Below are 22634 nucleotides of genomic sequence, written 5' to 3'. Positions count from 1 at the left end.
AGATGCGTCGCCGTCAGTCCATGACAACAACAACCTTGCCGCCGGCTTCTCCCGACTCCGCCACCCGGTGCGCCTCGTGAATCTGGTCGAACGAAAAAACGCGCGCCGGGGCTGCCTCGAGTTTGCCGTCCGCCACCTGCTGTGCGATGTCGCTCAGCGGCACGTCCGACACCGGGAAGCCCGGATTGCCGAAGACGGGGCTGGCGAAGAAGGTGAAGTTCACGCCGCTGGCCATCCGCGCGAGGGGGTTGAAATCGCCGATCGGGGCGAGTCCGCCCAGCCAGCCGGCCAGGCAGGCAGAACCGCCGCGGCGCAGCATGTCGAGCGAGTCGAGGATGGTGCTGTTGCCGACGAAATCGAGGACCGCATCGATCTGCTTGGCCTCGGCGATGTGGGCGGCAAGGTCGCGGCGCTCCAACTCGACGCGGACCGCTCCCAACCTTTCGAGCATCCGAAAGCGCTCGCGGCTACGGGCGGTCGCGATGACGTTCGCGCCGGCGGCCACGGCCATTTTCAGCGCCGCCTGGCCCAACGCCGAGGTCGCCCCGCGGATCACCAACGTCTGCCCTGCCGTCAATTCGAGGTTGCGGAACAGGCACGTCCACGCCGTCGCGAAGGTTTCCGGCAGCGCAGCAAGCTGTGACCACGGCAGGTCGGACTCGATCAGGACGACGTTCGCCGCGCGCACGCGGGTGTACTCCGCGTAGCTGCCGTTGATCGTTCGCCCAAGGCCGCCCATCAGGGCCGCCACCTTGGCGCCGACCGGAAATTCGCCTCCGGGGCACGAGTCGACGATGCCGACGCATTCGATCCCGCTGACCTCGGCGGCTTCCGCCCATTCCCCTCGGCGCATGTGGATTTCGGCGTGGTTGATGCCGAAGCCTTTCACCCGGATGACAACTTCGCCGTCCCTGGGCAGCGGCTTGGGAATGTCGGTGTAGACGAGGTTGTCGAGCCCGCCGAACCCGGTGAGGATGATCGCGCGCATGGTCTCCCCGCCGGACCGCTCCCTCACCATCGCCGGTGCAGTAGGCAGTTGGGGTGAAACGGTCGCAGACACTTGCCGCCTTCTTCCCGGCTGGTTGGTGGCCTTCGGATCTGCCCACCGCGCGCATCGGGCGATTGGGCTAGCTATCCCAATATTATGGGCGAACAGACCCAGTCTGTCCAGTCGGCGGCCCCGGCAATTCGCTCGGGCTTCACCGGCGCGCCGCCCGCTTGCGGCGCGAAGCGGAATGCGGTGCAAAGGAGCGCACGTAGTCGACGGCGGCGTTGACCGCACAGCGCAGCGGTTCGGCATCACCGGTGGCGTGCGTGACCAGCGCTCCGCCCTGGTGCGCGACGACCAGCGACACGGCCAGATGTCGGGGGTCGGCGTCGGGTCGCAGATCGCCGCGGCGCCGCATTACGGTGAGGCCACCCTGAAAAAGCTCGAGCCACCGGTCGTAGCCGGTGGAGAGGTCGTCGTGCATTTCGTCGTCGGAATCGATCAACTCGCCGGCCAGCGAGCCGTAGACGCAACCGCCGACGCGGTACACCGTGTCGATGTCGGCCACGATGGCGTCGGCCCACGCCTGCAGGGCGTCGATGGTATCGAGGGCGCCCAGCGTCGGTTGCGTGTGGAAGGCCTGAACGTCGTCGCGGCGCGCGGCGACGACGTGACGGGTCAGATCGCGCTTGTCGCGGAAGTAGTGGGAGATCTGCGAGCCGCCGACGCCCGCGGCGCGTCGCACGTGGTCGATGCTGGTGTTGGCGACCCCTCGTTCGAACATCAGCCGCGCGGCGACCTCGACGATTCGCGCCCGGGTCGCCAATCCCTTGCGGGTGTATCGCGATTCGCTGTCGTCATTCATGTTGCCGCCCACGCCGGCGGCGGGCGCGCGGCGCCCGCCGCGGAACGCGTTCTGCGGGGTCGGTGGCGAACATGCGCAGATAGTTGACCGCGAAGCGGACCGCGTCGGCATGCGGCCATTCCGCCCGATAGGTGAACGCCAGGGTGCCGCCGCCCTGGTGGGCGGACACGATGACCATCGCCAACCGCCGCGGGTCGGCGTCCGCGACCACGACCCCGTCGTCCTTCATTGTTTGAATCGCCTGCGCCATCAGGTCGATCCATTGCCGATAGCCCGCGCCCAGTGTTTCGCGCGTCGCATCGTCGGACTTCGCCAACTGCGCGGCGAGGGCGTGGTAGGTGGGCGTGCCGAAGTATCCGATGCGCTTGAGGTAGCGCATGTTGAGGCCGATCCAGCGCTCGAAGTCGTCGAACGAGCGCAGGCCGTGCAGCCGGGGCTGGCGGTGAAAGTCGAGAACCACCGCCATCTGGCGCCTGACGACCGCGCGGATCAGCGCGCCCTTGTCGGTGAAATAGTGCGCGAGCTGCGAGCCGCTGACCGATGCTGCCCTGCGCACGTTCTCCATGTTCGAAGCGGACAGGCCTTCGGTGACGATGAGCTGGGCGGCCGCTTCCACGATCCGGTCGCGGGTGGCACGCCCCTTGGCGGTCAACCGTTGTTCGTCCTGAACGTCGGGATGGGCCATCGCGTCAGGCTAACCCGCGGGCGCCGCGAACTATGGGATCTTCAACCCATTGATGCCCTGCCGAGGAAGTCGCGGATCAGGGCCGTGGCCTCGTCCAGCGCGGACTCGAGCAGGAAGTGCCCGCCGTCGAGCAGATGGATCTCGGCGTCCGGCAGATCGTCGGCGAACGCCTGCGCGCCGGCCGGTCCGAAGATCTCGTCGCCGCGGCCCCACACCGCCAGCAGCGGCACGCGGTTGGCGCGAAAGTATTCGTGGAGGCGGGGATACAGCGGTGCGTTGGTGGCGTAGTCCCGCAGCAGCTTCAGCTGCACCTCTTCGTTGCCGGGTCGGGAGATCAGCGCGTAAGCGTGATGCCAGCAGTCCGGGTCGACGAGTGTCTCGTCGGCGACGCCGGTGAGGTATTGCCACCGCGTGGCGTCCAGCGTGAGGAATTGCCGAACCGCGGCCTCGGTGTCGGGCGTCTGCTCGCGCTGGTAGGCCTGCACCACCTTCCAAAAGCTTTCGACGAATCCCGCGTCGTAACCGTTGCCGTTCTGGGTGATGATCGCGGTGATCGTGGCGGGGTCACGCAGCGCCAGCCGCCAGCCGATCGGGGCGCCGTAATCCTGCACGTACATGGCGTATCGGTCGATACCGAGGGTTCCGAGCAGGCCCGCGGTCAGGTCGGCAAGCGCATCGAAGGTGTAGTCGAACGCCTCGACGGGCGGCGCGTCCGAGAGCCCGAATCCGAGGTGGTCCGGCGCGATCACGTGGTAGCGGTCCGCCAGCGCCGGCACCAGGTTCCGGAACATGTGAGAACTGGTGGGAAACCCGTGCAGCAGCACCAACGCCGGCGCTGCGGGATCGCCGGCCTCGCGGAAGAACAGTCGATGACCGGCGACGGTGGCGTATCGATGATGAACAACCGGCATAATAACGTCCTTCGAGAATTTCTGGGTTATTCATCCCAGTATGCACCTGATGCGCGGGCTCGCAATAGCCTCGGCACAAGTTGCCGTTCGGGCCGACTGGGCATACTGTGGGCCGGTTATCCCAGTTTGACCACGCTGCGGGCGGTGACATGGCGGGCACGCTTGTTTCGGTAAACGTGGGCATGCCGAAGGACGTCCGATGGCGCGGCAAAACCGTCTACACCGGGATTGGGAAGACCCCGGTCGAGGGGCCGGTCATGGCGCGCCGCCTCAACCTCGACGGTGACGGCCAGGGCGACCTTGCCGGCCACGGCGGCGAACAACGCGCGGTCATGGTCTACCAGCTGGAGTCGTATGACTTCTGGGCGCAGTACCTCGGCCGCGACGACCTGGTGCCCGGCAACTTCGGTGAAAATTTCACGATTTCCGGGCTCGCCGACGACGAGGTCTGCATCGGCGACCGCTATCGCATAGGCGAGGCGGAATTCGAGGTCAGCCAACCGCGCGTGACGTGCTTCCGGGTCGGCATGCGCCTCAACGAACCCAGAATGCCCAATCTCCTTGTCTCCCAACACCGCCCCGGCTTCTATTTCCGGGTGATCAGCGAGGGCGTCGTCCGCGCCGGCGACGACATCGTGCGGACCCGGCGCGGCCGTCACGAGCTCACCGTGGCCGACGTCGACGCGCTGTTGTACCTGCCGAAGCGCGACATCGAACAGCTGAGAAGGGCCGTCGACGTCCCGGCGCTCAGCCCCGGCTGGCAACAGTCCTTCCGCGACCTGCTGGCCGATTCCGGCAGCCCCGCGGCGCCACCGGTCGCGGTCGAACCGCCATGGGTCGGCTTTCGCCCGTTGCGGGTCGCGGAGATTCACCGGGAAAGTCCCCAGGTGCTCTCCATTCGCCTCGAGTCGGCCGACCACAGCCCGTTGCCGCCGCCGCTTCCCGGGCAGTACCTCCCCGTGCGACTTGCCGGCGCCGCCGAACCGGCGCCGCTGCGCAGCTATTCGCTCTCGGGTGATCCGGACGCGGGGGTCTACCGGATCAGCGTCAAACGCGAGGAGCACGGGCTGGTGAGCCGCTGGCTGCACGCCAACGCCAAGCCGGGGTCGGTGATAGAGGCGGCCGCACCCAGGGGCGACTTCTATCTCACCGAGGGCGACGATCCGGTGGTCCTCGTGTCGGCGGGCATCGGTGCCACGCCCGTCCTGGCGATGCTGCACGCGCTGGCGGCGGCGCCCAGCGGTCGCGACGTTTGGTGGTTGCACACCACCCGCAATCGCGAAAGCGAGGCCTTTGCGGGCGAAGTCGCGACGCTCATCGAATCCCTGCCGCACGCCCGGGCGCGGGTCTTCTACACCGAAACGCAGGGCCGTGTGAACAGGGATTCGATCGCCGCCCTCGGCCTGCCATCCAATGCCACCGTTTACCTCTGCGGCCCAACGCGATTCATGACCGATGTCCGCGATTATTTCAGCGCCGCAGGTCTCGACCCCGCACGCGTCCACAGCGAACTCTTCGGTGCCTTGCCGGCGATCAACCCAGGCGTCGTCGAGATGGGGGAGCGCACGCCGCCGCACCCGCCCGCCGGCACGCCGGGCACCGGGCCGTCAATCACGTTCGCGCGCAGCGGGCTTACCGTCAATTGGTCGTGGGACTACGGGAGCATCCTGGACCTTGCCGAGGCGTGCGATGTCCCGACCCGCTTCTCCTGCCGAAGCGGGGTGTGTCACGTGTGCGTCACCGGCGTCGTTTCCGGGGCGACGACATACGTGCAACCACCGCTAGAGGAGCCCGGCGAGGGTGAGGTGCTGATCTGCTCGGCCGCGCCAGGTAGTGAACTCGTGTTGGACCTCTGAAAGCCGTCGAGCCGCTACGGGGCGAGCGCCAGTTGCCCGCCGTTGGCCTCCAGGATCGCGCCGTTGACGTAGCTCGCCTGCGGAGAGACCAGAAACGTTACGGCACTGGCGATCTCGTCGGGCGCGGCGACTCGGCCGAGCGTGGTAACCGTGGCAAAGCCCTCGGCGAGACCGGGGGTCGCGGCGGTGCCCAATGTTTCGGTCGGCCCGGCCTGCACAGCATTCACCCGCACCCCGGACCGGCCGAATTCGTCGGCCCACACCCTGGTCAGCAGTTCGACACCGGCCTTGCTGGCGCCGTACACGCCGGCCATCCGCGCCGGAATGGTGGCGGCAAGGGTGCTGATGTTCACGACGGCCCCCACCCCCCGCGCGGCCATGCCGGGTACGAGTTGCTGGACCAGGAGGTACGGGGCGCGCAGGTTGATGTTGATGTGCTCGTCGAAAACCGCCGCATCGAGGTCGGCGGTCCCACCGAACTTGTACACGCCGGCGTTGTTGATCAGGATGTCGACCGGGCCCGCCTCGGCCGCCAGGCGCCGGACGTCGTCGACCTCGGACAGATCGGCCGCGACGAAACGCGCTTTCCCACCGGCGTTTTGAATCTCCTGGACCGTCTTGGCGCCGCGTTCGGCGCTGCGCCCGTGCACCACCACCTCGGCGCCCAGCGCGGCGAGTTGCAGCGCGATCGCGCGCCCAATGCCCGACGTGGCGCCCGTGACCAGCGCGGTTGACCCCTCAAGTGTTGTTGCCATCGAAGCCCTCCTCGGCGAATTTCTGCGCATACCGCAGCGCATAGCGCCTCCGCCCACCCATTTAATTCCAGCGCGGGCGGCCGGGCTATCGGCGTCGCTGATGGCGGCCATTAACTAAGCTGAGCCGGTACCGGGAGGAGTAGGCACCAACCGCCGCCAGCTATGGAATTGCGAGAACTCAGTGCCTTTGTGGCCGTCGTGGAGGAGGGCGGCATGTCGGCGGCGTCTCGCCGACTACACGTGAGCCAGTCGGCGATTTCGCAGACGGTGAGCGCTCTCGAGCGCGAAATCGGGGTCCAGCTGCTGGAACGCGTCAGCACGGGGGTTCGGCCCACCGAGGCGGGCGTGGCCTTGCTCGAGGAGGCGCGCGCCGTCCTGGCCCGCTACCGACAGGCAGTCCATACGATGGCCGGCTATCGCGGGGAAACCGGCGGGGTCATCAGGCTGGGTATCCCGCTGGAGTTGGCGTCGCACGTGCTGCCCGGAGCGCTCGCCAAGTTCGCGGCCGAGGTGCCCGAGGCGCGAGTCGTTCCGCGTCATCTCTCGACGGCGGCGCAATTCGCCGCACTGCGCGGCGACGAACTGGATGTCGGCCTGGTGCGCGAACGTCCCACCGGGTCCGAATTCGACGCGATGCTGGTGTCCCGCGAAAGCCTCGGCGTCCTACTCGATTCGTCGGTCGCCGCGGGCCGTGTCGGCCCCGACGGGATCTCCCTGGACGAGCTGAAAGACCTGCGGTGGACGGGTTTTCCGCGGTCGAGCAGTCCGGCCTGGTATGACGAGCTCACCGGGGTGCTGCGCAGCCACGGCATCGAGATCGGGCCGCCCGCCCCCGACGGCCACGTGCTGATCGCCGACGTCAAGTTCGCCGCGGTCAGCGGCGGCCATGCCTTCGCGCTCGCGCCGGAGGACCAGCCTCGACCACTGCCGGATAACGTGACGTGGGCCCCGCTGATCGGGCGGCCCCTGGTGCGCCGCACCTGGGTGGTGTGGCCGGCCGACTCGCGCCGTCGCGACATCGGCCGGCTCGTGGCTTCGTTCGAGCTGCCCGACGACAGCTGAGTCGTCCGGCCTCGGCGCTACCTGACGGTCGAGCGGCGCCTGGCGGCAGCGATCGAATCGGCGAGGGTCCACAGCGACAGGCCAAGCAACGGCACGTCTTTGAGGAGGAACTCGCCGAGCAGGGAAATGGCGGGGAAGCCGCCGCCGGCCGGCTCGCCGATTCCCGGCGTGGTGAACAAGAAGCTGATCGTGGCGAAGAACAGCAAGACCGCCAAGACACTTCCGACCGCGGACAGCCGCGGAGCCAGCGGCTTGATGGCGAGCAATGCGGCCGCGGTCACCTCGAACACGCCCAACAGCGCCGAGAATGTGTACACCGGAAAGACCTGATAGAGCCAGCCCATGAAGGGGCTGTTCGCCACGAGCGGTTGGATTTGGTGCGCTTCGTAATTGGCGAACTTCAGCGCGCCGATCCAGCCGATGACGAGTACCAGCCCGTAACGGCCCAACACGCGCGCGACGGCGTCGATCGCGGGGACAGTGACGATGCCGGAGCGGTCGGCGAGCTTGGTCGTGGAATTGATCATGAAGAAAGCCTCCTGGGTCAAGCGGGTTATCCGCTGACGATCAAAACCCGACGGAGGCGGCGATCAGTCCAATCCGCTATCGCTATCCGCGGTAAGCGATATCGAGGAATCCGATAGCCGGCGATGAACCGCTACGGTGCCAGGCAGACCGACGCTTCGGCGGTGTAGCACAAGAACGTCAGGGTCTCCTGCAGATAAAGCTGCACGCTCTCGGCGTCGTGGCTGAGGTACCCGATCGCGACGTCGTGGCCCAGCTGCAGGTCGAAGTCGCCACCGCGGGTGGTCAGCACGAAGGCGCCGTCGATGGCCGGCGCCCAGATGATGTCCCCGTCCACCAATCGGTTCAGGTGCTCACGGATGGGATATCCGTGCTCGGTGGTCTCGCTGACCTTGGTGTAGACCTCGGCGGCCAACAGCACCGAGTACGGGCCGTCGACCCCGGCCAGCCGCAGCCCGGTCAACGCGTGCGAGATGGCGTCGGGCATGTCGCGCGGATCCTCGGGCAGCTGCAGCGGCGCATTGGAGCTGCAGCTGCGGATGCCGTCGATCGATCCGGCCGCGTAGCCCTCGAAGATCGCGCGGTCCTCCACGAACGCCAGCTTCTTGGCCGCGGCTTTGACCGGGTCCCAATCGGAGTCCTGCGCGCCGCGCTCGACGTTGTCGATTTCGTACCGGGACAGGGTGAACGGAACCCGTAGGCGGACAAGGGGTTTGCTGGCCCGCAGGTGGGCTTCGACGCCGTCGGTGGGCGCCTCGACATCGAGCAGCCGGCCGGTGCTGACCGCCGCGGTGACCGGTCCGCCGGGATCGCTGACGTCGACGACGCGCCGCCCCGCAATGTGGCGCTTGAAGGTTCTGGTGGCCTCCAATTCGATTTCGGCCCAAGCGGCTTCGGTGACCGGTGCCAGGTCGCGGTAGAGGTTGTTCATCGAGTGGTTCCTTTCAGGCTGCCGATCGCGAGTGAGCCGTTTCCAGATGCCGGTGTGGCGCGCTGCGCCGTGGCCGGCGCGACCGGCAACGGCGGTGGGTCGTCGAGGAAGTCGACGGTGGGGGAGAAGAACAATCCGCCGGTGATGGCGGTGGAGAAGTCCAGGATGCGGTCGGTGTTGCCGGGCGGGTCGCCGAGGAACATGTTCTGAAGCATCTGCTCGGTGACCCGTGGCGCCCGCGAATACCCGATGAAGTACGTGCCGAATTCGCCCCTGCCCAGCTCCCCGAAGGGCATGTTGTGCCGCACGATCTTGAGCTCGGTGCCGTCGTCGTCGGTGATGACGTTGAGGGCGATGTGGGCGTTGGCCGGCTTGTCGTCGTCACCCAATTCGATGTCGTCCAGCTTGGTCCGGCCGATCACCAGTTCCTGCTCGGTGGCCGACAGCGCGTTCCAGGCCGACATGTCGTGGACATACTTCTGCACGTGCACGTAGCAACCGCCGGCGAAGTCGGGATCCTCCTCACCGATGGTGGTGGCGCTGACGGCCAGTGGGCCGTCGGGGTTTTCGGTGCCGTCGACGAACCCCAGCAGGTCGCGGTTGTCGAAGTAGCGGAACCCGTGCACCTCGTCGACCACGGTGACCGCGCCCGCCATCGCGCGCAGGATGCGGTCGGCCAGCTCGAAACAGACGTCCAGGCTCTCGGCCCGGATGTGCAACAACAGGTCCCCGGGCGTGGCCGGGGCGGTGTGCCGCGGGCCGTTCAGCGCGATGAACGGATGCAGTTCGGCGGGGCGCGGCCCGGCAAACAGGCGATCCCAGGCGTCGGAGCCGATCGAGGCGATCGCCGACAACCGCTTCGGCGGCTCGCGGAAACCGATCGCGCGCACCAGCCCGGAGATCTCCGGCAGCGCGTCGTGCACCGTCGCCTCGCCGCCGTCGTCGATGGTGAGAACGAGGAAGATGGCGGCGGGTGTCAACGGCGCGAGGATGGGTTGCGGCTGGACCGGAGGCACTCTGGCAACCCTAGCGTGAACCCGTCTGCGCCCGACAGCCATGATGGTCACCATGCCGGCCAGCGCCGCAGGCCTCTGCGATTTCATCGACGCCTCCCCGTCGTCGTTTCACGCCTGCGCGGCGGCGGCGGCCCGGCTGGTCGAGTCCGGCTATGCGGAACTCGACGAGGCCGACCGCTGGCCCGAGCAACCCGGCCGCTACTTCATCGTGCGCGCCGGTTCGCTGGTCGCCTGGAACTCCGAAGGGGCCGACGGTCCCTTCCGGATCGTCGGCGCCCACACCGACTCCCCGAACCTGCGGGTCAAACAGCATCCGGACCGGCTGGTCGCCGGTTGGCGGGTGGTGGCGCTGGAGCCGTACGGGGGCGCGTGGCTGAACTCCTGGCTGGACCGCGACCTGGGCATCAGCGGGCGGCTCTCGGTGCGGGACGGCGACGGGATCGGCCAGCGGCTGGTCCGCATCGACGACCCGATCCTGCGGGTGCCGCAGCTGGCGATCCACCTGGCCGAGGACCGCAAATCGGTGACGCTGGACCCGCAGCGACACGTCAACGCGGTCTGGGGCGTTGGGGAACAACGGGGTTCGTTCGTCGACTACGTCGCCGAGCGCGCCGGAGTGCCGGCCGGCGACGTGTTGTCCGCCGACCTGATGACGCACGATCTGACCCCCTCGGCGGTGATCGGGGCCGACTCCGGCCTGCTCAGCGCGCCCCGGCTGGACAACCAGGCCAGCTGCTACGCGGGGACCCAGGCGCTGCTGGACGCCGAGCCGCGGGGCGTCGTGCCGGTGTTGGTGCTGTTCGATCACGAGGAGGTCGGGTCGACCTCCGACCGCGGCGCGCAGTCCAACCTGTTGGGCACCGTCCTGGAGCGGATCGTGCTGGCCGCGGGCGGCACCCGGGAGGACTTCCTGCGCCGGCTGCCGGCGTCGCTGCTGGCGTCGGCCGACATGGCCCACGCCACCCACCCCAACTACCCGGACCGGCACGAGCCCGGCCACCTGATCGAGGTCAACGCGGGCCCGGTGCTCAAGGTGCACCCCAACCTGCGCTATGCCACCGACGCGGGGACCGCGGCGGCGTTCGAGCTGGCCTGCCGGCAGGCGGGGGTCGGGCTGCAACGTTACGAGCACCGCGCCGACCTGCCGTGCGGCTCGACGATCGGGCCGCTGGCCGCCGCGCGCACCGGCATCCCCACCGTCGATGTCGGCGCGCCGCAGTTGGCGATGCACTCCGCGCGGGAGTTGATGGGCGCGCACGACGTGGCCGCCTATTCGGCGGCGCTGCAAGCTTTTCTGTCGCCCGGCTGACCTACGATCCGGGCATGACGCTCAACGTAGAAATGGTCACGTTCGACTGCAGCGATCCCGCGGGTCTGGCCGGTTGGTGGGCCGAGCAGTTCGGCGGGACGACGCAGGAGTTGCTCGCCGACGAGTTCACCGCGGTGACGTTGGCGCAGGGACCCAAGCTCGGGTTCCAGAAGGTGCCCGACCCCACCCCCGGGAAGAACCGCGTGCACCTCGACTTCAGCGCCGCCGACGTCGATGGCGAGGTCGCGCGGCTGACGGCGGCCGGGGCCGGCGAGGTCGGCCGGCACAGCTTCGGCGACAACTTCCGCTGGGTGGTGCTGGCCGACCCCGAGGGCAACGTCTTCTGCGTCGTGGGGCAATAGGGAGTGCGCCCTGGGCGTTGAGCGTGCGTGTGGGGCGGGAAAATCGCCGCGCAAATTCCGCCCTGGCCGCACCCGCAAAGCCGTGAACGCACACTCGAGCTTCAGCCCCGAGCGAGGAAGAGCGGGTCGTAGCGGATGACATTCTCGACGACGACCCCGTCGCGGGTGCGAACCCGGTCGATCCCCCGGATTTGGAACGGCCCGTCGGGACCGGTGCCCCGGCCGACGTAGTGCAAGAACACCAGTTCCTCGCCCGCCGCAGCGCCGGGGACGGTGGCGCTGTCGATGACTTCGAGCGTCAAATCCGGTGCGGCATCGAGTATCTCGGCGATCTTCGCCGTGTAGGGCTCGATGCCGCGGACCGGCTCGGGGTCGCCGGGCCAGTAGCCGACGATGTCGTCGGCCAGGATGTCGAAGCCGCGCGACAGGGTGGGTGCGGCCCAATAGGCCGCGAACACCTCGGCGCTGAACTTGGGGGCGGATTGGACGTCGGTCATCGTTGCTCCTTCGGTCGGGGCGCTCCGGTCGAGCGCGGTATCTCAAGCCTGGGCGGGCGGCGTGCGGCGGCACAATTACCTCCGAGGTCATCGCGGCGGGTACGCGCGCGTGGTTACCGTGGCCTGGTGAGCCAGGCGACGGTCGGTGTCCTGTTGCGCGAATGGCGGGAGCGGCGACGCGTGAGCCAGCTCGACCTGTCGCTGAGCGTCGGCGTGTCGGCGCGGCACCTGAGCTTCATCGAAACCGGGCGCTCGCGTCCCAGCCCGGAGATGGTGCTCGCCCTCGCCGAGGGCCTCGACGTTCCGCTGCGGGAGCGCAACACGCTGCTGCTTGCGGCCGGGTTCGCGCCGCGTTACCAGTCGCGGCCGCTGGAGGATGCCGCGCTGTCCCCCGCCCGCGCTGCGGTGCAGCGCCTCCTCGATGCCCACGACCCCTACCCGGGCATCCTGATCGACCGGTGCTGGAACATCGTGGGCGCCAATGCCGCGGCGTCGGCGCTCACCGCCGGCCTGCCCGAGGACCTGCTCGGCCCACCGGCCAACGTCTACCGGCTGTCGCTGCACCCCGACGGCCTCGCCGGGCGGACCCTGAATTTCCCCGAATGGGCGGGCTACCTGCTGCACCAGCTGCGGCGCACGATCGCGCTCACCGACGACCCGGGACTGCGGGCGCTCGACGACGAGGTGCGCGGCTATCCCGGAGTCGCGAGCGCCGCCAGGACGTGGCGCTCGCCGGCCGACACCGCCGCCCTGCTCGTGCCGTTCGAACTCGATGCCGGCGGCGGGCAACGGCTGTCGATGTTCACCACGCTGACGACGTTTGGGACCCCGCTCGACGTCACGCTCGCCGAACTGGCCGTCGAGCTGTTCTATCCGGCCGACGCCGCCAGCGCCCGCCTGCTCCGTGGCGAGTAGCTCTTTACACTGTTGGCGTGACAACCGCGCGCACCCGGCTGACTGACACCGTCGAGCATGCCGCGGCGACCCCCGACCAACCGCAACCGTTCCACGAACTCGGCCTCAAGGACGACGAGTACCAGCGGATCCGCGAGATCCTGGGCCGCAGGCCCACCGACACCGAGCTGGCGATGTACTCGGTGATGTGGAGCGAGCACTGCTCCTACAAGTCCTCGAAGGTGCACCTGCGCTACTTCGGCGAAACCACCACCGACGAGATGCGCGCGGGCATGCTGGCCGGCATCGGCGAGAACGCCGGCGTCGTCGACATCGGTGACGGCTGGGCGGTCACCTTCAAGGTGGAATCGCACAACCACCCGTCCTACGTCGAGCCGTACCAGGGCGCGGCCACCGGCGTGGGCGGCATCGTCCGCGACATCATGGCTATGGGCGCGCGGCCGGTCGCCGTGATGGACCAGCTACGGTTCGGCGCCGCCGATGCGCCCGACACCCGCCGCGTGGTCGACGGCGTGGTCCGCGGCATCGGCGGCTACGGCAACTCGCTGGGCCTGCCCAACATCGGTGGGGAGACCGTCTTCGACGCGTGCTACGCCGGAAACCCGTTGGTGAACGCGATGTGCGTCGGCGTGCTGCGCCAGGAGGACCTGCATTTGGCGTTCGCCTCCGGTGCGGGCAACAAGATCATCCTGTTCGGCGCGCGCACGGGGCTCGACGGCATCGGCGGGGTGTCGGTGCTGGCGTCGGACACCTTCGATGCCACCGGATCCCGCAAGAAGCTGCCCTCGGTTCAGGTGGGCGACCCGTTCATGGAGAAAGTGCTCATCGAGTGCTGCCTCGAGCTGTACGCGGGCGGGCTGGTGATCGGCATCCAGGACTTGGGTGGCGCCGGATTGTCCTGCGCCACTTCGGAATTGGCGTCGGCCGGGGACGGTGGGATGGCGGTCGAGCTCGACACGGTTCCGCTGCGGGCCAAGGAGATGACGCCCGCCGAGATCCTGTGCAGCGAGTCGCAGGAGCGCATGTGCGCGGTGGTCGCGCCGGAGAACGTGGACGCCTTCATGGCGGTGTGCCGCAAGTGGGAGGTGCTGGCCACCGTGATCGGCGAGGTCACCGACGGCGACCGGTTGCGGATCACCTATCGCGGCGAGACCGTCGTCGACGTGCCGCCGCGCACCGTGGCCCACGAGGGCCCGGTGTATCAGCGCCCGGTCGCGCGGCCCGAACCGCAGGACGCCCTGAACGCCGACCGCTCGGCGGCCCTGCCGCGTCCCTCTACCGGCGACGAGCTGCGCGCGACTCTGCTTGCGCTGCTTGGCAGTCCGCATCTGTGCAGCCGCGCGTTCATCACCGAGCAGTACGACCGCTACGTCCGCGGCAACACCGTGCTGGCCGAGCACGCCGACGGCGGCGTGCTGCGCGTCGACGAGTCGACCGGCCGCGGCATCGCGGTGTCGACCGACGCGTCGGGGCGCTACACGCTGCTGGATCCCTACACGGGCGCGCAGCTCGCGCTGGCCGAGGCCTACCGCAACGTGGCCGTCACCGGCGCGACCCCGGTCGCGGTGACCAATTGCCTCAACTTCGGGTCGCCCGAAGACCCCGGGGTGATGTGGCAGTTCTCGCAGGCCGTGCGGGGCCTGGCCGATGGCTGTGCGGCCCTTGGGATTCCGGTGACCGGCGGCAACGTGAGCTTCTACAACCAGACCGGGTCGGCGGCGATCCTGCCCACGCCGGTGGTCGGCGTGCTCGGCGTGATCGACGACGTCGGCCGGCGCATCCCCACCGCCCTGGGCACCGAACCGGGCGAAACCCTGCTGCTGCTGGGCGATACGCGCGACGAGTTCGACGGGTCGGTCTGGGCGCAGGTGACCGCCGACCACCTGGGTGGGCTGCCGCCGAAGGTCGACCTGGAGCGCGAGAAGCTGCTGGCCGACGTGCTGGCCTCGGCGTCGCGCGACGGGCTGGTGTCCGCCGCGCACGACTTGTCCGAAGGCGGCCTCGCTCAGGCCATCGTGGAATCGGCGCTGGCGGGCGAAACCGGTTGCCGCATCGTTCTTCCCGAGGGCGCCGACCCCTTCGTGACGTTGTTCTCGGAGTCCGCGGGCCGGGTGCTGGTGGCGGTGCCGCGCACCGAGGAAAGCCGGTTCCGCTCGATGTGCGAGGCGCGGGGGCTGCCCGCGGCCCGCATCGGCGTCGTCGATCAGGGCTCGGACGCCGTCGAGGTGCAGGGCTTGTTCACGGTGCCCCTGGCCGAGCTGCGCGAGACCTCAGAGTCGGTGCTGCCGCGCCTCTTTGCGCATTGACTCTGCGCTGATGGCGCGGGCTACTCGCATTTCGTCGCCATGAACGCAGAGTCAGCGGCGACGCGCGACGCGCTGGCCTTAGCCGCCGCCCTGGTCGGCTGGAGCTTCGTCAGCCCGCGCCTGCCGCCCGGGTGGCGCGTCACCCTGCAGGCCGCCGTCGGCGCGCTGCTGACGCGCGCCACCCGCGCGCCGCTGGGCCTGCGGCCGCCGCGGGTGTGGGCGGGGTTACGGCTGGGGTCGGTGGCCGGGGTGGGCGTCGCGGGCGCGATCGCCGCCACGACCGCGCTGCCCGTGGTGCGAACCGCGATGGCCGTCCGCGAGCCGCCGGCGCCCGCGTTCGTGTGGCTGTTGTTGCGGATTCCCGTCGGCACCGTCTGGGCCGAGGAGGCCGCCTTTCGCGGCGCGCTGGCCGGCGCGGGTGCCCGAGCCTTCGGACGGCTGGGCGGACGGCTGCTGCAGGCCGCCGCGTTTGGCCTCTCGCATATCCCGGACGCGCGCGCGACGGACCAGCCCGTCGCCGCCACGGTGCTGGTCACCGGCGTGGCCGGGTGGGCGTTGGGCTGGCTGGCCGACCGCTCCGGCAGCCTCGCCGCGCCGATGCTGGCGCATCTGGCGATCAACGAGGCCGGCGCGATCGCCGCGCTGACCGTGCGACGCTAGGGGCATGGCCGCCCGCCAACGAGCCGATCCGGCAAAGACCCGCCAGGCGGTGCTGGCCGTTGTCGAGTGGCTGCGCGACGAATCGCGTGCGACGCCCGACCGGGACGCCCTGGCCGCCGCGGTCCGGCTCACGGCGCGCACGCTGGCGACCGTCGCGCCCGGCGCCAGCGTCGAGGTCCGGGTCCCGCCTTTTGCCGCCGTCCAGTGCGTCGCAGGGCCCCGCCACACGCGTGGCACCCCGCCGAACGTCGTGGAGGTCGATCCGCGCACGTGGCTGCTGCTGGCCACCGGCCTGGTGCGGCTCGAGGAGGCAAAAACAGCCGGAACGCTGACGCTGTCGGGCTCCCGGGCGGGTGAGATCGGCCACTGGCTGCCCCTGTTCGACGTGAGCGAAATATAAGTCTGAACTGCAGCTTTAGAGTTGTGCGGCCCCATATTCGGGGCGCAACACGCCCGCCGGATTGGGCGCCGCGGCCGTGGGCCCCGTAGACTCCGTTACGTCACCAATCGTTCGCCAGGGAGCCGCCGAACCGTGACCGTCCAGGAGTCCGAGCAGGACCTGAATTCTCCCCGTGAAGAGTGTGGCGTATTCGGGGTCTGGGCCCCGGGCGAGGAAGTTGCCAAACTCACCTACTACGGGCTGTACGCGCTGCAGCACCGCGGGCAGGAAGCCGCGGGCATCGCCGTCGCCGACGGTTCCCAGGTACTGGTGTTCAAAGACCTCGGCCTCGTCAGCCAGGTGTTCGACGAGCAAACGCTGGCCGCGATGCAGGGCCATGTCGCCATCGGGCATTGCCGCTACTCCACCACGGGCGACACGACGTGGGAAAACGCGCAGCCGGTGTTCCGTAACACCGCCGCCGGCACCGGGGTTGCGTTGGGGCACAACGGAAATCTGGTCAACACCGCCGACCTCGCCGCGCGCGCCCGCGAGGCGGGCCTGATCGGCACCCGCTGCCCGGCCCCGGCGACCACCGACTCAGACATTCTGGGCGCGCTGCTGGCCCATGGCGCGGCGGACTCCACGCTGGAACAGGCGGCGCTGGAGCTGCTGCCGACCGTGCGTGGCGCCTTCTGCCTGACGTTCATGGACGAGAACACGCTGTACGCGTGCCGCGATCCCTATGGGGTCCGGCCACTTTCGCTCGGCCGGCTGGACCGCGGCTGGGTGGTGGCATCCGAAACCGCCGCGCTCGACATCGTCGGCGCCTCGTTCGTGCGCGACATCGAGCCGGGCGAGCTGCTGGCCATCGACGCCGACGGCGTGCGCTCGACGCGGTTCGCCAACCCCGAGCCCAAGGGCTGCGTCTTCGAGTACGTCTATTTGGCCCGGCCGGACAGCACGATCGCGGGCCGGTCGGTGCACGCCACCCGGGTCGAGATCGGTCGCCGGCTGGCGCGCGAGAGCCCGGTCGAAGCCGATCTGGTGATCGGCGTGCCGGAATCGGGCACCCCGGCCGCCGTCGGTTACGCCCAGGAGTCCGGCATCCCGTACGGCCAGGGCCTGATGAAGAACGCCTACGTCGGGCGCACCTTCATCCAGCCGTCGCAGACCATCCGCCAGCTCGGCATCCGGCTCAAGCTCAACCCGCTCAAAGAGGTGATCCGCGGCAAGCGGCTGATCGTCGTCGACGATTCGATCGTGCGGGGGAACACCCAGCGGGCCCTGTTGCGCATGCTGCGCGAGGCCGGCGCCCTCGAGGTGCACGTGCGCATCGCCTCGCCGCCGGTGAAGTGGCCGTGCTTCTACGGCATCGATTTCCCGTCGCCGGCCGAGTTGATCGCCAACGCCGTCGAAGACAAAGAGGAGATGCTCGAGGCGGTGCGCCACGCCATCGGCGCCGACACGCTGGGCTACGTCTCGCTGCGGGGTCTCGTCGCGGCGTCGGAGCAGCCCGCGTCGCGGCTGTGCACCGCCTGCTTCGACGGCAAGTATCCGATCGAGCTGCCCGGCGAAAACGCGCTGGGCAAGAACGTCATCGAGCACATGCTCGCCAACGCCGCGCGCGGGGCCGCGTTCGATGACCTGACGCCCGATGAAGTGCCGATTGTGCGCTGACCCGCTGGGTTCTCGTTGCTTCACCGACGCGTGATACCGGCGGCGAGCGCAGCCCGGTAGCCTTTATCGCGATGACGGATCCCGGAAAAAGCCCCGGACGAAACCCGGGCAGCCAGGGCATCACCTACGCGTCGGCCGGGGTGGACATAGAAGCCGGTGACCGGGCCGTGGCCTTGTTCAAACCGCTTGCCACCAAGGCCACCCGGCCCGAGGTGCGCGGGGGCCTGGGCGGATTTGCCGGGTTGTTCGCCTTGCGGGGCGACTACCGCGAGCCGGTGCTGGCGGCCTCCACGGACGGGGTGGGTACCAAGCTGGCGGTCGCCCAGGCGATGGACAAGCACGACACCGTGGGCCTCGACCTGGTCGCGATGGTGGTCGACGACCTCGTCGTCTGCGGCGCCGAGCCGCTGTTCCTGCAGGACTACATCGCGGTCGGCCGCACGGTGCCCGAACGGTTGAGTGCGATCGTCAGCGGCATCGCCGAGGGCTGCGTGCGCGCCGGTTGCGCGCTGCTGGGCGGCGAAACCGCCGAGCATCCCGGTCTGATGGAACCGGACCACTACGACATCTCGGCCACCGGCGTCGGTGTCGTCGAGGCCGACGACGTGCTGGGCCCCGACCGGGTCAAACCCGGCGACGTCATCATCGCGATGGGGTCGTCCGGCCTGCATTCCAACGGGTACTCGCTGGCCCGCACGGTTTTGCTCGAGATCGACCGGATGAACCTGGCCGGCTACGTCGAAGAGTTCGGCCGCACGCTGGGCGAAGAACTGTTGGAACCCACCCGCATCTACGCCAAGGACTGCCTGGCGCTGGCCGCAGAAACGCATGTCCGCACGTTCTGCCACGTCACCGGCGGTGGGCTGGCGGGCAACCTGCAGCGCGTCATCCCGCCCGGGCTGGTCGCCGAGATCGACCGCGGCACCTGGACGCCCGCGCCGGTGTTCGCGATGATCGCCCAGCGCGGCCGGGTGGCGCGGGAGGAGATGGAGAAGACGTTCAACATGGGCGTCGGCATGATCGCCGTCGTCGCGCCGGAGGACACCGACCGCGCGCTCGCCATTCTGACCGCGCGGCACCTGGACTGCTGGGTGTTGGGCACTGTCTGCAAAGGCGGGAAAGACGGCCCGCGGGCCACGCTGGTCGGGCAGCACCCGAGGTTCTGACAGAAAACTGTGCCGATGCTCAGAGCATCGGCACAGTTGTGAGGAGAGGTTCAGCGACGCCAGTCGTCGTGATCATCCCAAGATTCGTCTTGGCCGTCGTCGCCGGGTTCGTCGGCGGTCGTGCCCGACAGCTCCTGCTGAAGCCGCTGGAAATCGGTCTGCGGGGAACTGTATTTGAGTTCACGAGCAACCTTGGTCTGCTTTGCCTTAGCCCGGCCGCGGCCCATGGGGGGACCCCCTCGCGCAATAACGGAGCGGCCTAACGAGTAGGCGGCTCCGATCTCTTGGTGTCGTTATTGTCCTGCCGACAGTTTACCGTGCCTTACGGTCGGGTGTCGGTGACCCCTGTCCGCTGTGGCGGACGCCATCGACGATTATCTCGCACCGCCCCGCAACCGTTCAACGGCTAACCTTCCAGCGCCGACGTGTTCGGTGGCGGGCAGCGAATCGGCGTCGATGACCGCGGCGACCGTGCCGTCGGGGCCCGTCGTCAACGCGGTGTCGGCCGGCACCCCCCGCTTGAGCAGCGCCAGGGCCACCGGCCCGAGGTCCACGTGCTCGACGACGGTTCCGAGGCGCCCGACGGCCCGACCGCCGGCGAGCACCGCATCGCCCGTCGAGGGCCGCTCTACCGACCCGTCGAGGTGCAGCAACACCAGCATGCGGGGCGGCTTGCCCAGGTTGTGCACCCGCGCGACGGTCTCCTGCCCGCGGTAGCAGCCCTTGTCCAGATGCACGGCCCCACCGATCCACCCCACCTCGTGGGGGATCGCGCGCTCGTCGGTGTCGACGCCGAGCCGCGGGCGCAGCGCCGCCACCCGGTGGGCTTCGTAGGCCCACACCCCCGCCGGTCGCAGGCCGGCCTGGGTCAGGCGGTTCAGCCAGCCGGGCGCCTCGCCGCGCGGCACCACCAGATCCAGCTCGATCGGGCCCGCCGGAGCGGCGGGCATCCGTCGCACGAAGCCGCCGCCGGCGACCGCGACCGCGGTCAGCTCGGCGGGCAGGGCGTCGAGCCCGAGCGCGCTGAGCACCGCGCCATCGGCCAACCGCGGACCCAGCAACGACAGCACCGCCATGTCCGCGCCGGCCGGGATGACCTCGGACCAAAAGACCATCTTGCGCAGGTAGGCGAGCAGCGGCTCGCCCCGCCCGGGCTCGGTGTCGAGGTACGTCGTGCCGCCCAGCTCGGTCTGGATCCAGTGGTCCTCGACGCGGCCCTGGCCGTCGAGGCTGAGGTTTTGCGTGGTGGCGCCGTCTGGGAGTTCGCTGACGTGTTGGGTGGAGATGCTGTGCAGCCAGGTCTGCCGGTCCTTGCCGGTCAGGGTCAGCACCGGGCGGTGCGAGCGGTCGATCACCACCGCCTCGGTCGCGGCGGCGCGCTGCTCGCCCAGCGGATCGCCGTAGTGCCAGACCGCGCCGGCGTCGGGCCCGGGATCGGGTGCGGGGACTGCGGTCACACGTCAACTCTACGGATTCGCCGCGCGGCTAGGCTTACCGTCCATGGCCGACCAGATGGGTGTGATCGTCACGCTGGACGGCGAGATCCATCCGCCGGGGACGCCGCTGCTGCACGCCGACGACCTGGCGGCCGTCCGCGGCGACGGGATCTTCGAGACGCTGCTGATCCGCGACGGCAGGGCTTGCCTGGTGGAATCGCATCTGCAGCGGCTCACCCATTCGGCCAAATTGATGGACCTGCCGGCGCCGGACCTGCCCGGTTGGCGGCACGCCATCGAGGAGGCCACCCGCCGGTGGGTCGCGGGCACCGCCGACGAGGGCGCGATGCGCCTGATTTACAGCCGCGGCCGCGAGGGCGGTTCGCCGCCGAGCGCCTACGTGATGATCAACCCCGTTCCGGAAAGGGTGACCGCGGTTCGCCGCGACGGGCTTTCGGCCATCACGCTCGACCGCGGGCTGCCGGCCAACGCCGCCGATGCCATGCCATGGCTGCTGGCCGGCGCCAAAACGCTGTCGTATGCGGTCAACATGGCCGCCCTGCGGCACGCCGACCGCCAGGGCGCCGGCGACGTCATCTTCGTCAGCTCCGACGGCTACATCCTAGAGGGCCCGCGCTCGACGGTGGTGATCGCCACCGACGTCGGCGCGGACCGCACCCCCTGCCTGCTGACACCGCCGCCGTGGTACCCGATCCTGCGGGGCACCACGCAACAGGCACTCTTCGAGGTGGCGCGGGCCAAGGGCTACGACTGCGACTACCGCGCGCTGCGGGCAGCGGATTTGCATGCGGCCCAAGGGATCTGGTTGATATCGAGCATGACTTTGGCGGCGCGTGTGCACACGCTCGACGGCCGCCGACTGCTCCGGTCTCCGATCGCCACCGAATTCGCCGAACTGGTCGACGCGGCCATCGTCAGCGATCGCTGAGCGCTGAATTCGGTTGTCGGCGCGAAGAATGGCGGGTAACTTCGGCCGTACACAGGAAAGGAGGTGGTCCGCGAAATTGATAGCTTCATGGACATGTGAGGTGGCTACGCGCTAGCTGCATTGGCTCGGAAGAGTCGGCGTTTCACGCGCGCTGGCGAATTCCCCGTAGCCACCCGGCCCCCGAGTTCCGGTCTGTCCAACCGGACATTCGCTCGGGGGCCGCTCCATGTCACGACCCGGCGGGCCGCTACCCGGCGAAGCGGGAGAGCCGCGCCGAAAGATGCGGCACCAGACCGCCGTCGGCGTCCACCCGTTCCTCGACGTAGGCCAGATCACCGCCCTCGACGATTCCGTAGAGCCGCTTGGCGCCGCCGACCAGCACGCCCGACCGACTGCGGGCCAGGGCGTCGGTCACCAGCTCCCACGACGATTGGGTGCGCGGCCGTCCGTAGAACAGTTCGACATAGCCGGCCGAGTGGGCCAGCAACAGCTCGATGGCCTGTGACTCGGTCGGGTCGTCTGGATCGTTGACGAACCGCCAGAAGCCCGTCTCGCGCAACCCCGGTTCCTGGTAGTCGCCCTTGTCGTCGAGCCGCCACGACCGGGCTTCCCAGTTGAGATAGTCGCCGCCGTCGTGCGAGACCACGATCTGCTGACCGAACCGGTAGTCGCCGTCGTGTCCGCGGCCCTCGCCCTCGCCGCGCCACACACCGACCAGCGGCAGCAGCGCCAGCAGCGCGTCGTTGAGGTTGGCGCCTTCGCGCAGATTCGCGGTGTCGGCGGGCACCGGCAGGTCGTCGAAGGCGGGGATGTTGCGGGCGGCGGTCATCTTGGCGCGTTCGGCGGCGGCGGCCACGGCGCGGTCGCCGGAAGCGGTGGGGTCGTCGGGGCTCACGACTCGTCAGTGATGAGCCGGTAGAGGGTGTACAGCGCGAACCATGAGATAACCACGACCGATATGACCAGCATGATCTCGAAGAAGAGCACCACGGACACGAGTCTATTCGTGCCGCGGGCCCACTGGGACCGGCCGGCCCGTCAGGCGATCTTGACGTCCACCTCGTGAATGCCCGCGCCGGACGGCGCCACCACGGCGTCACCGTTGCCGATCGGCGACAGCGCGCGCAGCGTCCAGGACCCGGGTGCGGCGAAGAAGCGGAAGTCGCCGGTGGCCGACGCGACGACCTCGGCCGTGAACTCGTCCGACGAGTCCAGCAACCGAACGAACGCGCCCCCCACGGCCTGGCCGTCGCCGTCCACGACCCGACCCGTGATCACTGTTTCCTTCTCCAGATCGACGCTGGCGGGCAACGTCAGTCCTTGCTTCGGTCCAGAGCACATATCAGCTTCCCAACTCGATCGGGGCACCCACCAGGGAGCC

General features: G+C 69.3%; 24 protein-coding genes. 11 read left to right on the top strand and 13 right to left on the bottom strand.

Annotation, left to right across the window (positions count from 1 at the left end):
- Window positions 1-13: 13 nt before the first annotated feature.
- The 4 genes from A5673_RS05690 to A5673_RS05675 all read right to left on the bottom strand — a co-directional run bounded on the left by A5673_RS05690 (window position 14) and on the right by A5673_RS05675 (window position 3449).
- Window positions 14-1060: a zinc-binding dehydrogenase gene (locus A5673_RS05690; protein WP_068228303.1), complete on the bottom strand. Its 1047-nt coding sequence runs from the start codon at window positions 1058-1060 to the stop codon at window positions 14-16.
- A gap of 139 nt (window positions 1061-1199) precedes the next feature.
- Window positions 1200-1853 (bottom strand): TetR/AcrR family transcriptional regulator, encoded by a 654-nt coding sequence (locus A5673_RS05685; RefSeq protein WP_068228300.1) that lies wholly within the window; start codon window positions 1851-1853, stop codon window positions 1200-1202.
- Window positions 1846-2538 (bottom strand): TetR/AcrR family transcriptional regulator, encoded by a 693-nt coding sequence (locus A5673_RS05680; protein ID WP_068228297.1) that lies wholly within the window; start codon window positions 2536-2538, stop codon window positions 1846-1848. The genes A5673_RS05685 and A5673_RS05680 overlap by 8 nt, the downstream gene beginning before the upstream one ends.
- Window positions 2539-2579: 41 nt before the next feature.
- Entirely contained in the window at window positions 2580-3449 is an 870-nt protein-coding gene (locus A5673_RS05675; RefSeq protein ID WP_068228295.1) for an alpha/beta fold hydrolase, read from the bottom strand.
- A 149-nt stretch (window positions 3450-3598) separates the two neighbouring features.
- Between A5673_RS05675 and A5673_RS05670 the strand changes: the two genes are divergently transcribed.
- On the top strand, window positions 3599-5305 hold the full coding sequence (locus A5673_RS05670; RefSeq protein WP_068228292.1) for an MOSC and FAD-binding oxidoreductase domain-containing protein: 1707 nt from the start codon (window positions 3599-3601) through the stop codon (window positions 5303-5305).
- A gap of 14 nt (window positions 5306-5319) precedes the next feature.
- On the opposite strand, the gene A5673_RS05665 is transcribed toward A5673_RS05670, so the two are convergent.
- Window positions 5320-6060, bottom strand: coding sequence for an SDR family NAD(P)-dependent oxidoreductase (locus A5673_RS05665; protein ID WP_068228289.1), 741 nt, complete (start codon window positions 6058-6060; stop codon window positions 5320-5322).
- Between the two features lie 162 nt (window positions 6061-6222).
- Here A5673_RS05665 and A5673_RS05660 point away from each other — a divergent pair, with 162 nt between their 5' ends.
- Window positions 6223-7122 carry a LysR family transcriptional regulator gene (locus A5673_RS05660; RefSeq protein WP_068228286.1) on the top strand — a complete coding sequence of 300 codons (900 nt, stop codon included), beginning with the start codon at window positions 6223-6225 and terminating at the stop codon, window positions 7120-7122.
- Between the two features lie 17 nt (window positions 7123-7139).
- On the opposite strand, the gene A5673_RS05655 is transcribed toward A5673_RS05660, so the two are convergent.
- The 3 genes from A5673_RS05655 to A5673_RS05645 form a co-directional block, all read right to left on the bottom strand.
- The gene (locus tag A5673_RS05655; RefSeq protein ID WP_068228382.1) at window positions 7140-7649 is read right to left on the bottom strand and encodes a YkgB family protein; all 510 of its coding nucleotides are present in this window, start codon (window positions 7647-7649) and stop codon (window positions 7140-7142) included.
- 131 nt (window positions 7650-7780) lie between these two features.
- The gene (locus A5673_RS05650; RefSeq protein ID WP_068228283.1) at window positions 7781-8578 is read right to left on the bottom strand and encodes a family 1 encapsulin nanocompartment shell protein; all 798 of its coding nucleotides are present in this window, start codon (window positions 8576-8578) and stop codon (window positions 7781-7783) included.
- Complete coding sequence (locus A5673_RS05645) at window positions 8575-9636, bottom strand: Dyp-type peroxidase (RefSeq protein WP_197518305.1); 1062 nt, start codon at window positions 9634-9636, stop codon at window positions 8575-8577. The genes A5673_RS05650 and A5673_RS05645 overlap by 4 nt, the downstream gene beginning before the upstream one ends.
- Before the next feature lie 10 nt (window positions 9637-9646).
- On the opposite strand from A5673_RS05645, the gene A5673_RS05640 reads away from it, so the two are divergent.
- The gene (locus A5673_RS05640; protein WP_197518301.1) at window positions 9647-10903 is read left to right on the top strand and encodes a M18 family aminopeptidase; all 1257 of its coding nucleotides are present in this window, start codon (window positions 9647-9649) and stop codon (window positions 10901-10903) included.
- 14 nt (window positions 10904-10917) lie between these two features.
- The gene (locus A5673_RS05635; protein WP_068228276.1) at window positions 10918-11265 is read left to right on the top strand and encodes a VOC family protein; all 348 of its coding nucleotides are present in this window, start codon (window positions 10918-10920) and stop codon (window positions 11263-11265) included.
- Between the two features lie 101 nt (window positions 11266-11366).
- Here the strand turns inward: A5673_RS05635 and A5673_RS05630 are convergent, their stop codons facing one another.
- Entirely contained in the window at window positions 11367-11762 is a 396-nt protein-coding gene (locus A5673_RS05630) for a nuclear transport factor 2 family protein (protein ID WP_068228274.1), read from the bottom strand.
- 126 nt (window positions 11763-11888) lie between these two features.
- Here A5673_RS05630 and A5673_RS05625 point away from each other — a divergent pair, with 126 nt between their 5' ends.
- The 6 genes from A5673_RS05625 (at window position 11889) to purM (ending at window position 18868) form a co-directional block, all read left to right on the top strand.
- Window positions 11889-12677: a helix-turn-helix domain-containing protein gene (locus tag A5673_RS05625; protein ID WP_068228272.1), complete on the top strand. Its 789-nt coding sequence runs from the start codon at window positions 11889-11891 to the stop codon at window positions 12675-12677.
- A 38-nt stretch (window positions 12678-12715) separates the two neighbouring features.
- Window positions 12716-14983, top strand: coding sequence for a phosphoribosylformylglycinamidine synthase subunit PurL (gene purL / locus A5673_RS05620; protein WP_156747890.1), 2268 nt, complete (start codon window positions 12716-12718; stop codon window positions 14981-14983).
- A 39-nt stretch (window positions 14984-15022) separates the two neighbouring features.
- Window positions 15023-15643, top strand: a complete 621-nt coding sequence (locus tag A5673_RS05615) for a CPBP family intramembrane glutamic endopeptidase (RefSeq protein ID WP_068228267.1) — start codon at window positions 15023-15025, stop codon at window positions 15641-15643.
- A 4-nt stretch (window positions 15644-15647) separates the two neighbouring features.
- Complete coding sequence (locus tag A5673_RS05610) at window positions 15648-16043, top strand: sterol carrier family protein (RefSeq protein WP_068228264.1); 396 nt, start codon at window positions 15648-15650, stop codon at window positions 16041-16043.
- A 132-nt stretch (window positions 16044-16175) separates the two neighbouring features.
- Window positions 16176-17702, top strand: coding sequence for an amidophosphoribosyltransferase (purF, locus tag A5673_RS05605; RefSeq protein ID WP_068228261.1), 1527 nt, complete (start codon window positions 16176-16178; stop codon window positions 17700-17702).
- A 71-nt stretch (window positions 17703-17773) separates the two neighbouring features.
- Window positions 17774-18868, top strand: a complete 1095-nt coding sequence (purM, locus tag A5673_RS05600; RefSeq protein ID WP_068228258.1) for a phosphoribosylformylglycinamidine cyclo-ligase — start codon at window positions 17774-17776, stop codon at window positions 18866-18868.
- 50 nt (window positions 18869-18918) lie between these two features.
- On the opposite strand, the gene A5673_RS28130 is transcribed toward purM, so the two are convergent.
- Together A5673_RS28130 and A5673_RS05595 are read right to left on the bottom strand one after the other, a co-directional pair.
- Window positions 18919-19095 (bottom strand): DUF3073 domain-containing protein, encoded by a 177-nt coding sequence (locus tag A5673_RS28130; protein ID WP_082958554.1) that lies wholly within the window; start codon window positions 19093-19095, stop codon window positions 18919-18921.
- A 147-nt stretch (window positions 19096-19242) separates the two neighbouring features.
- The gene (locus A5673_RS05595; RefSeq protein WP_068228256.1) at window positions 19243-20325 is read right to left on the bottom strand and encodes a folate-binding protein YgfZ; all 1083 of its coding nucleotides are present in this window, start codon (window positions 20323-20325) and stop codon (window positions 19243-19245) included.
- A 61-nt stretch (window positions 20326-20386) separates the two neighbouring features.
- Here A5673_RS05595 and A5673_RS05590 point away from each other — a divergent pair, with 61 nt between their 5' ends.
- Entirely contained in the window at window positions 20387-21253 is an 867-nt protein-coding gene (locus tag A5673_RS05590) for an aminodeoxychorismate lyase (protein ID WP_156747886.1), read from the top strand.
- 247 nt (window positions 21254-21500) lie between these two features.
- On the opposite strand, the gene A5673_RS05585 is transcribed toward A5673_RS05590, so the two are convergent.
- Together A5673_RS05585 and A5673_RS05580 are read right to left on the bottom strand one after the other, a co-directional pair.
- The gene (locus A5673_RS05585; RefSeq protein ID WP_068228250.1) at window positions 21501-22148 is read right to left on the bottom strand and encodes an FABP family protein; all 648 of its coding nucleotides are present in this window, start codon (window positions 22146-22148) and stop codon (window positions 21501-21503) included.
- A 143-nt stretch (window positions 22149-22291) separates the two neighbouring features.
- The gene (locus A5673_RS05580) at window positions 22292-22594 is read right to left on the bottom strand and encodes a DUF1416 domain-containing protein (RefSeq protein WP_066915955.1); all 303 of its coding nucleotides are present in this window, start codon (window positions 22592-22594) and stop codon (window positions 22292-22294) included.
- Window positions 22595-22634: the final 40 nt, after the last annotated feature.

The sequence above is a fragment of the Mycobacterium sp. E3198 genome (assembly GCF_001667015.1).
Lineage (GTDB): Bacteria > Actinomycetota > Actinomycetes > Mycobacteriales > Mycobacteriaceae > Mycobacterium.
This window is presented reverse-complemented; position numbering and strand designations above follow the sequence as displayed.

What these genes read in the sequence shown, in the direction of transcription:
- A5673_RS05685 (WP_068228300.1), bottom strand. Translation starts at nt 1,853, where the DNA reads ATGAATGACGACAGCGAATCGCGATACACCCGCAAGGGATTGGCGACC.
- A5673_RS05680 (WP_068228297.1), bottom strand. Translation starts at nt 2,538, where the DNA reads ATGGCCCATCCCGACGTTCAGGACGAACAACGGTTGACCGCCAAGGGG.
- A5673_RS05675 (WP_068228295.1), bottom strand. Translation starts at nt 3,449, where the DNA reads ATGCCGGTTGTTCATCATCGATACGCCACCGTCGCCGGTCATCGACTG.
- A5673_RS05670 (WP_068228292.1), top strand. Translation starts at nt 3,599, where the DNA reads ATGGCGGGCACGCTTGTTTCGGTAAACGTGGGCATGCCGAAGGACGTC.
- A5673_RS05665 (WP_068228289.1), bottom strand. Translation starts at nt 6,060, where the DNA reads ATGGCAACAACACTTGAGGGGTCAACCGCGCTGGTCACGGGCGCCACG.
- A5673_RS05660 (WP_068228286.1), top strand. Translation starts at nt 6,223, where the DNA reads ATGGAATTGCGAGAACTCAGTGCCTTTGTGGCCGTCGTGGAGGAGGGC.
- A5673_RS05655 (WP_068228382.1), bottom strand. Translation starts at nt 7,649, where the DNA reads ATGATCAATTCCACGACCAAGCTCGCCGACCGCTCCGGCATCGTCACT.
- A5673_RS05650 (WP_068228283.1), bottom strand. Translation starts at nt 8,578, where the DNA reads ATGAACAACCTCTACCGCGACCTGGCACCGGTCACCGAAGCCGCTTGG.
- A5673_RS05645 (WP_197518305.1), bottom strand. Translation starts at nt 9,636, where the DNA reads ATGGCTGTCGGGCGCAGACGGGTTCACGCTAGGGTTGCCAGAGTGCCT.
- A5673_RS05640 (WP_197518301.1), top strand. Translation starts at nt 9,647, where the DNA reads ATGCCGGCCAGCGCCGCAGGCCTCTGCGATTTCATCGACGCCTCCCCG.
- A5673_RS05635 (WP_068228276.1), top strand. Translation starts at nt 10,918, where the DNA reads ATGACGCTCAACGTAGAAATGGTCACGTTCGACTGCAGCGATCCCGCG.
- A5673_RS05630 (WP_068228274.1), bottom strand. Translation starts at nt 11,762, where the DNA reads ATGACCGACGTCCAATCCGCCCCCAAGTTCAGCGCCGAGGTGTTCGCG.
- A5673_RS05615 (WP_068228267.1), top strand. Translation starts at nt 15,023, where the DNA reads ATGAACGCAGAGTCAGCGGCGACGCGCGACGCGCTGGCCTTAGCCGCC.
- A5673_RS05610 (WP_068228264.1), top strand. Translation starts at nt 15,648, where the DNA reads ATGGCCGCCCGCCAACGAGCCGATCCGGCAAAGACCCGCCAGGCGGTG.
- purM (WP_068228258.1), top strand. Translation starts at nt 17,774, where the DNA reads ATGACGGATCCCGGAAAAAGCCCCGGACGAAACCCGGGCAGCCAGGGC.
- A5673_RS28130 (WP_082958554.1), bottom strand. Translation starts at nt 19,095, where the DNA reads ATGGGCCGCGGCCGGGCTAAGGCAAAGCAGACCAAGGTTGCTCGTGAA.
- A5673_RS05580 (WP_066915955.1), bottom strand. Translation starts at nt 22,594, where the DNA reads ATGTGCTCTGGACCGAAGCAAGGACTGACGTTGCCCGCCAGCGTCGAT.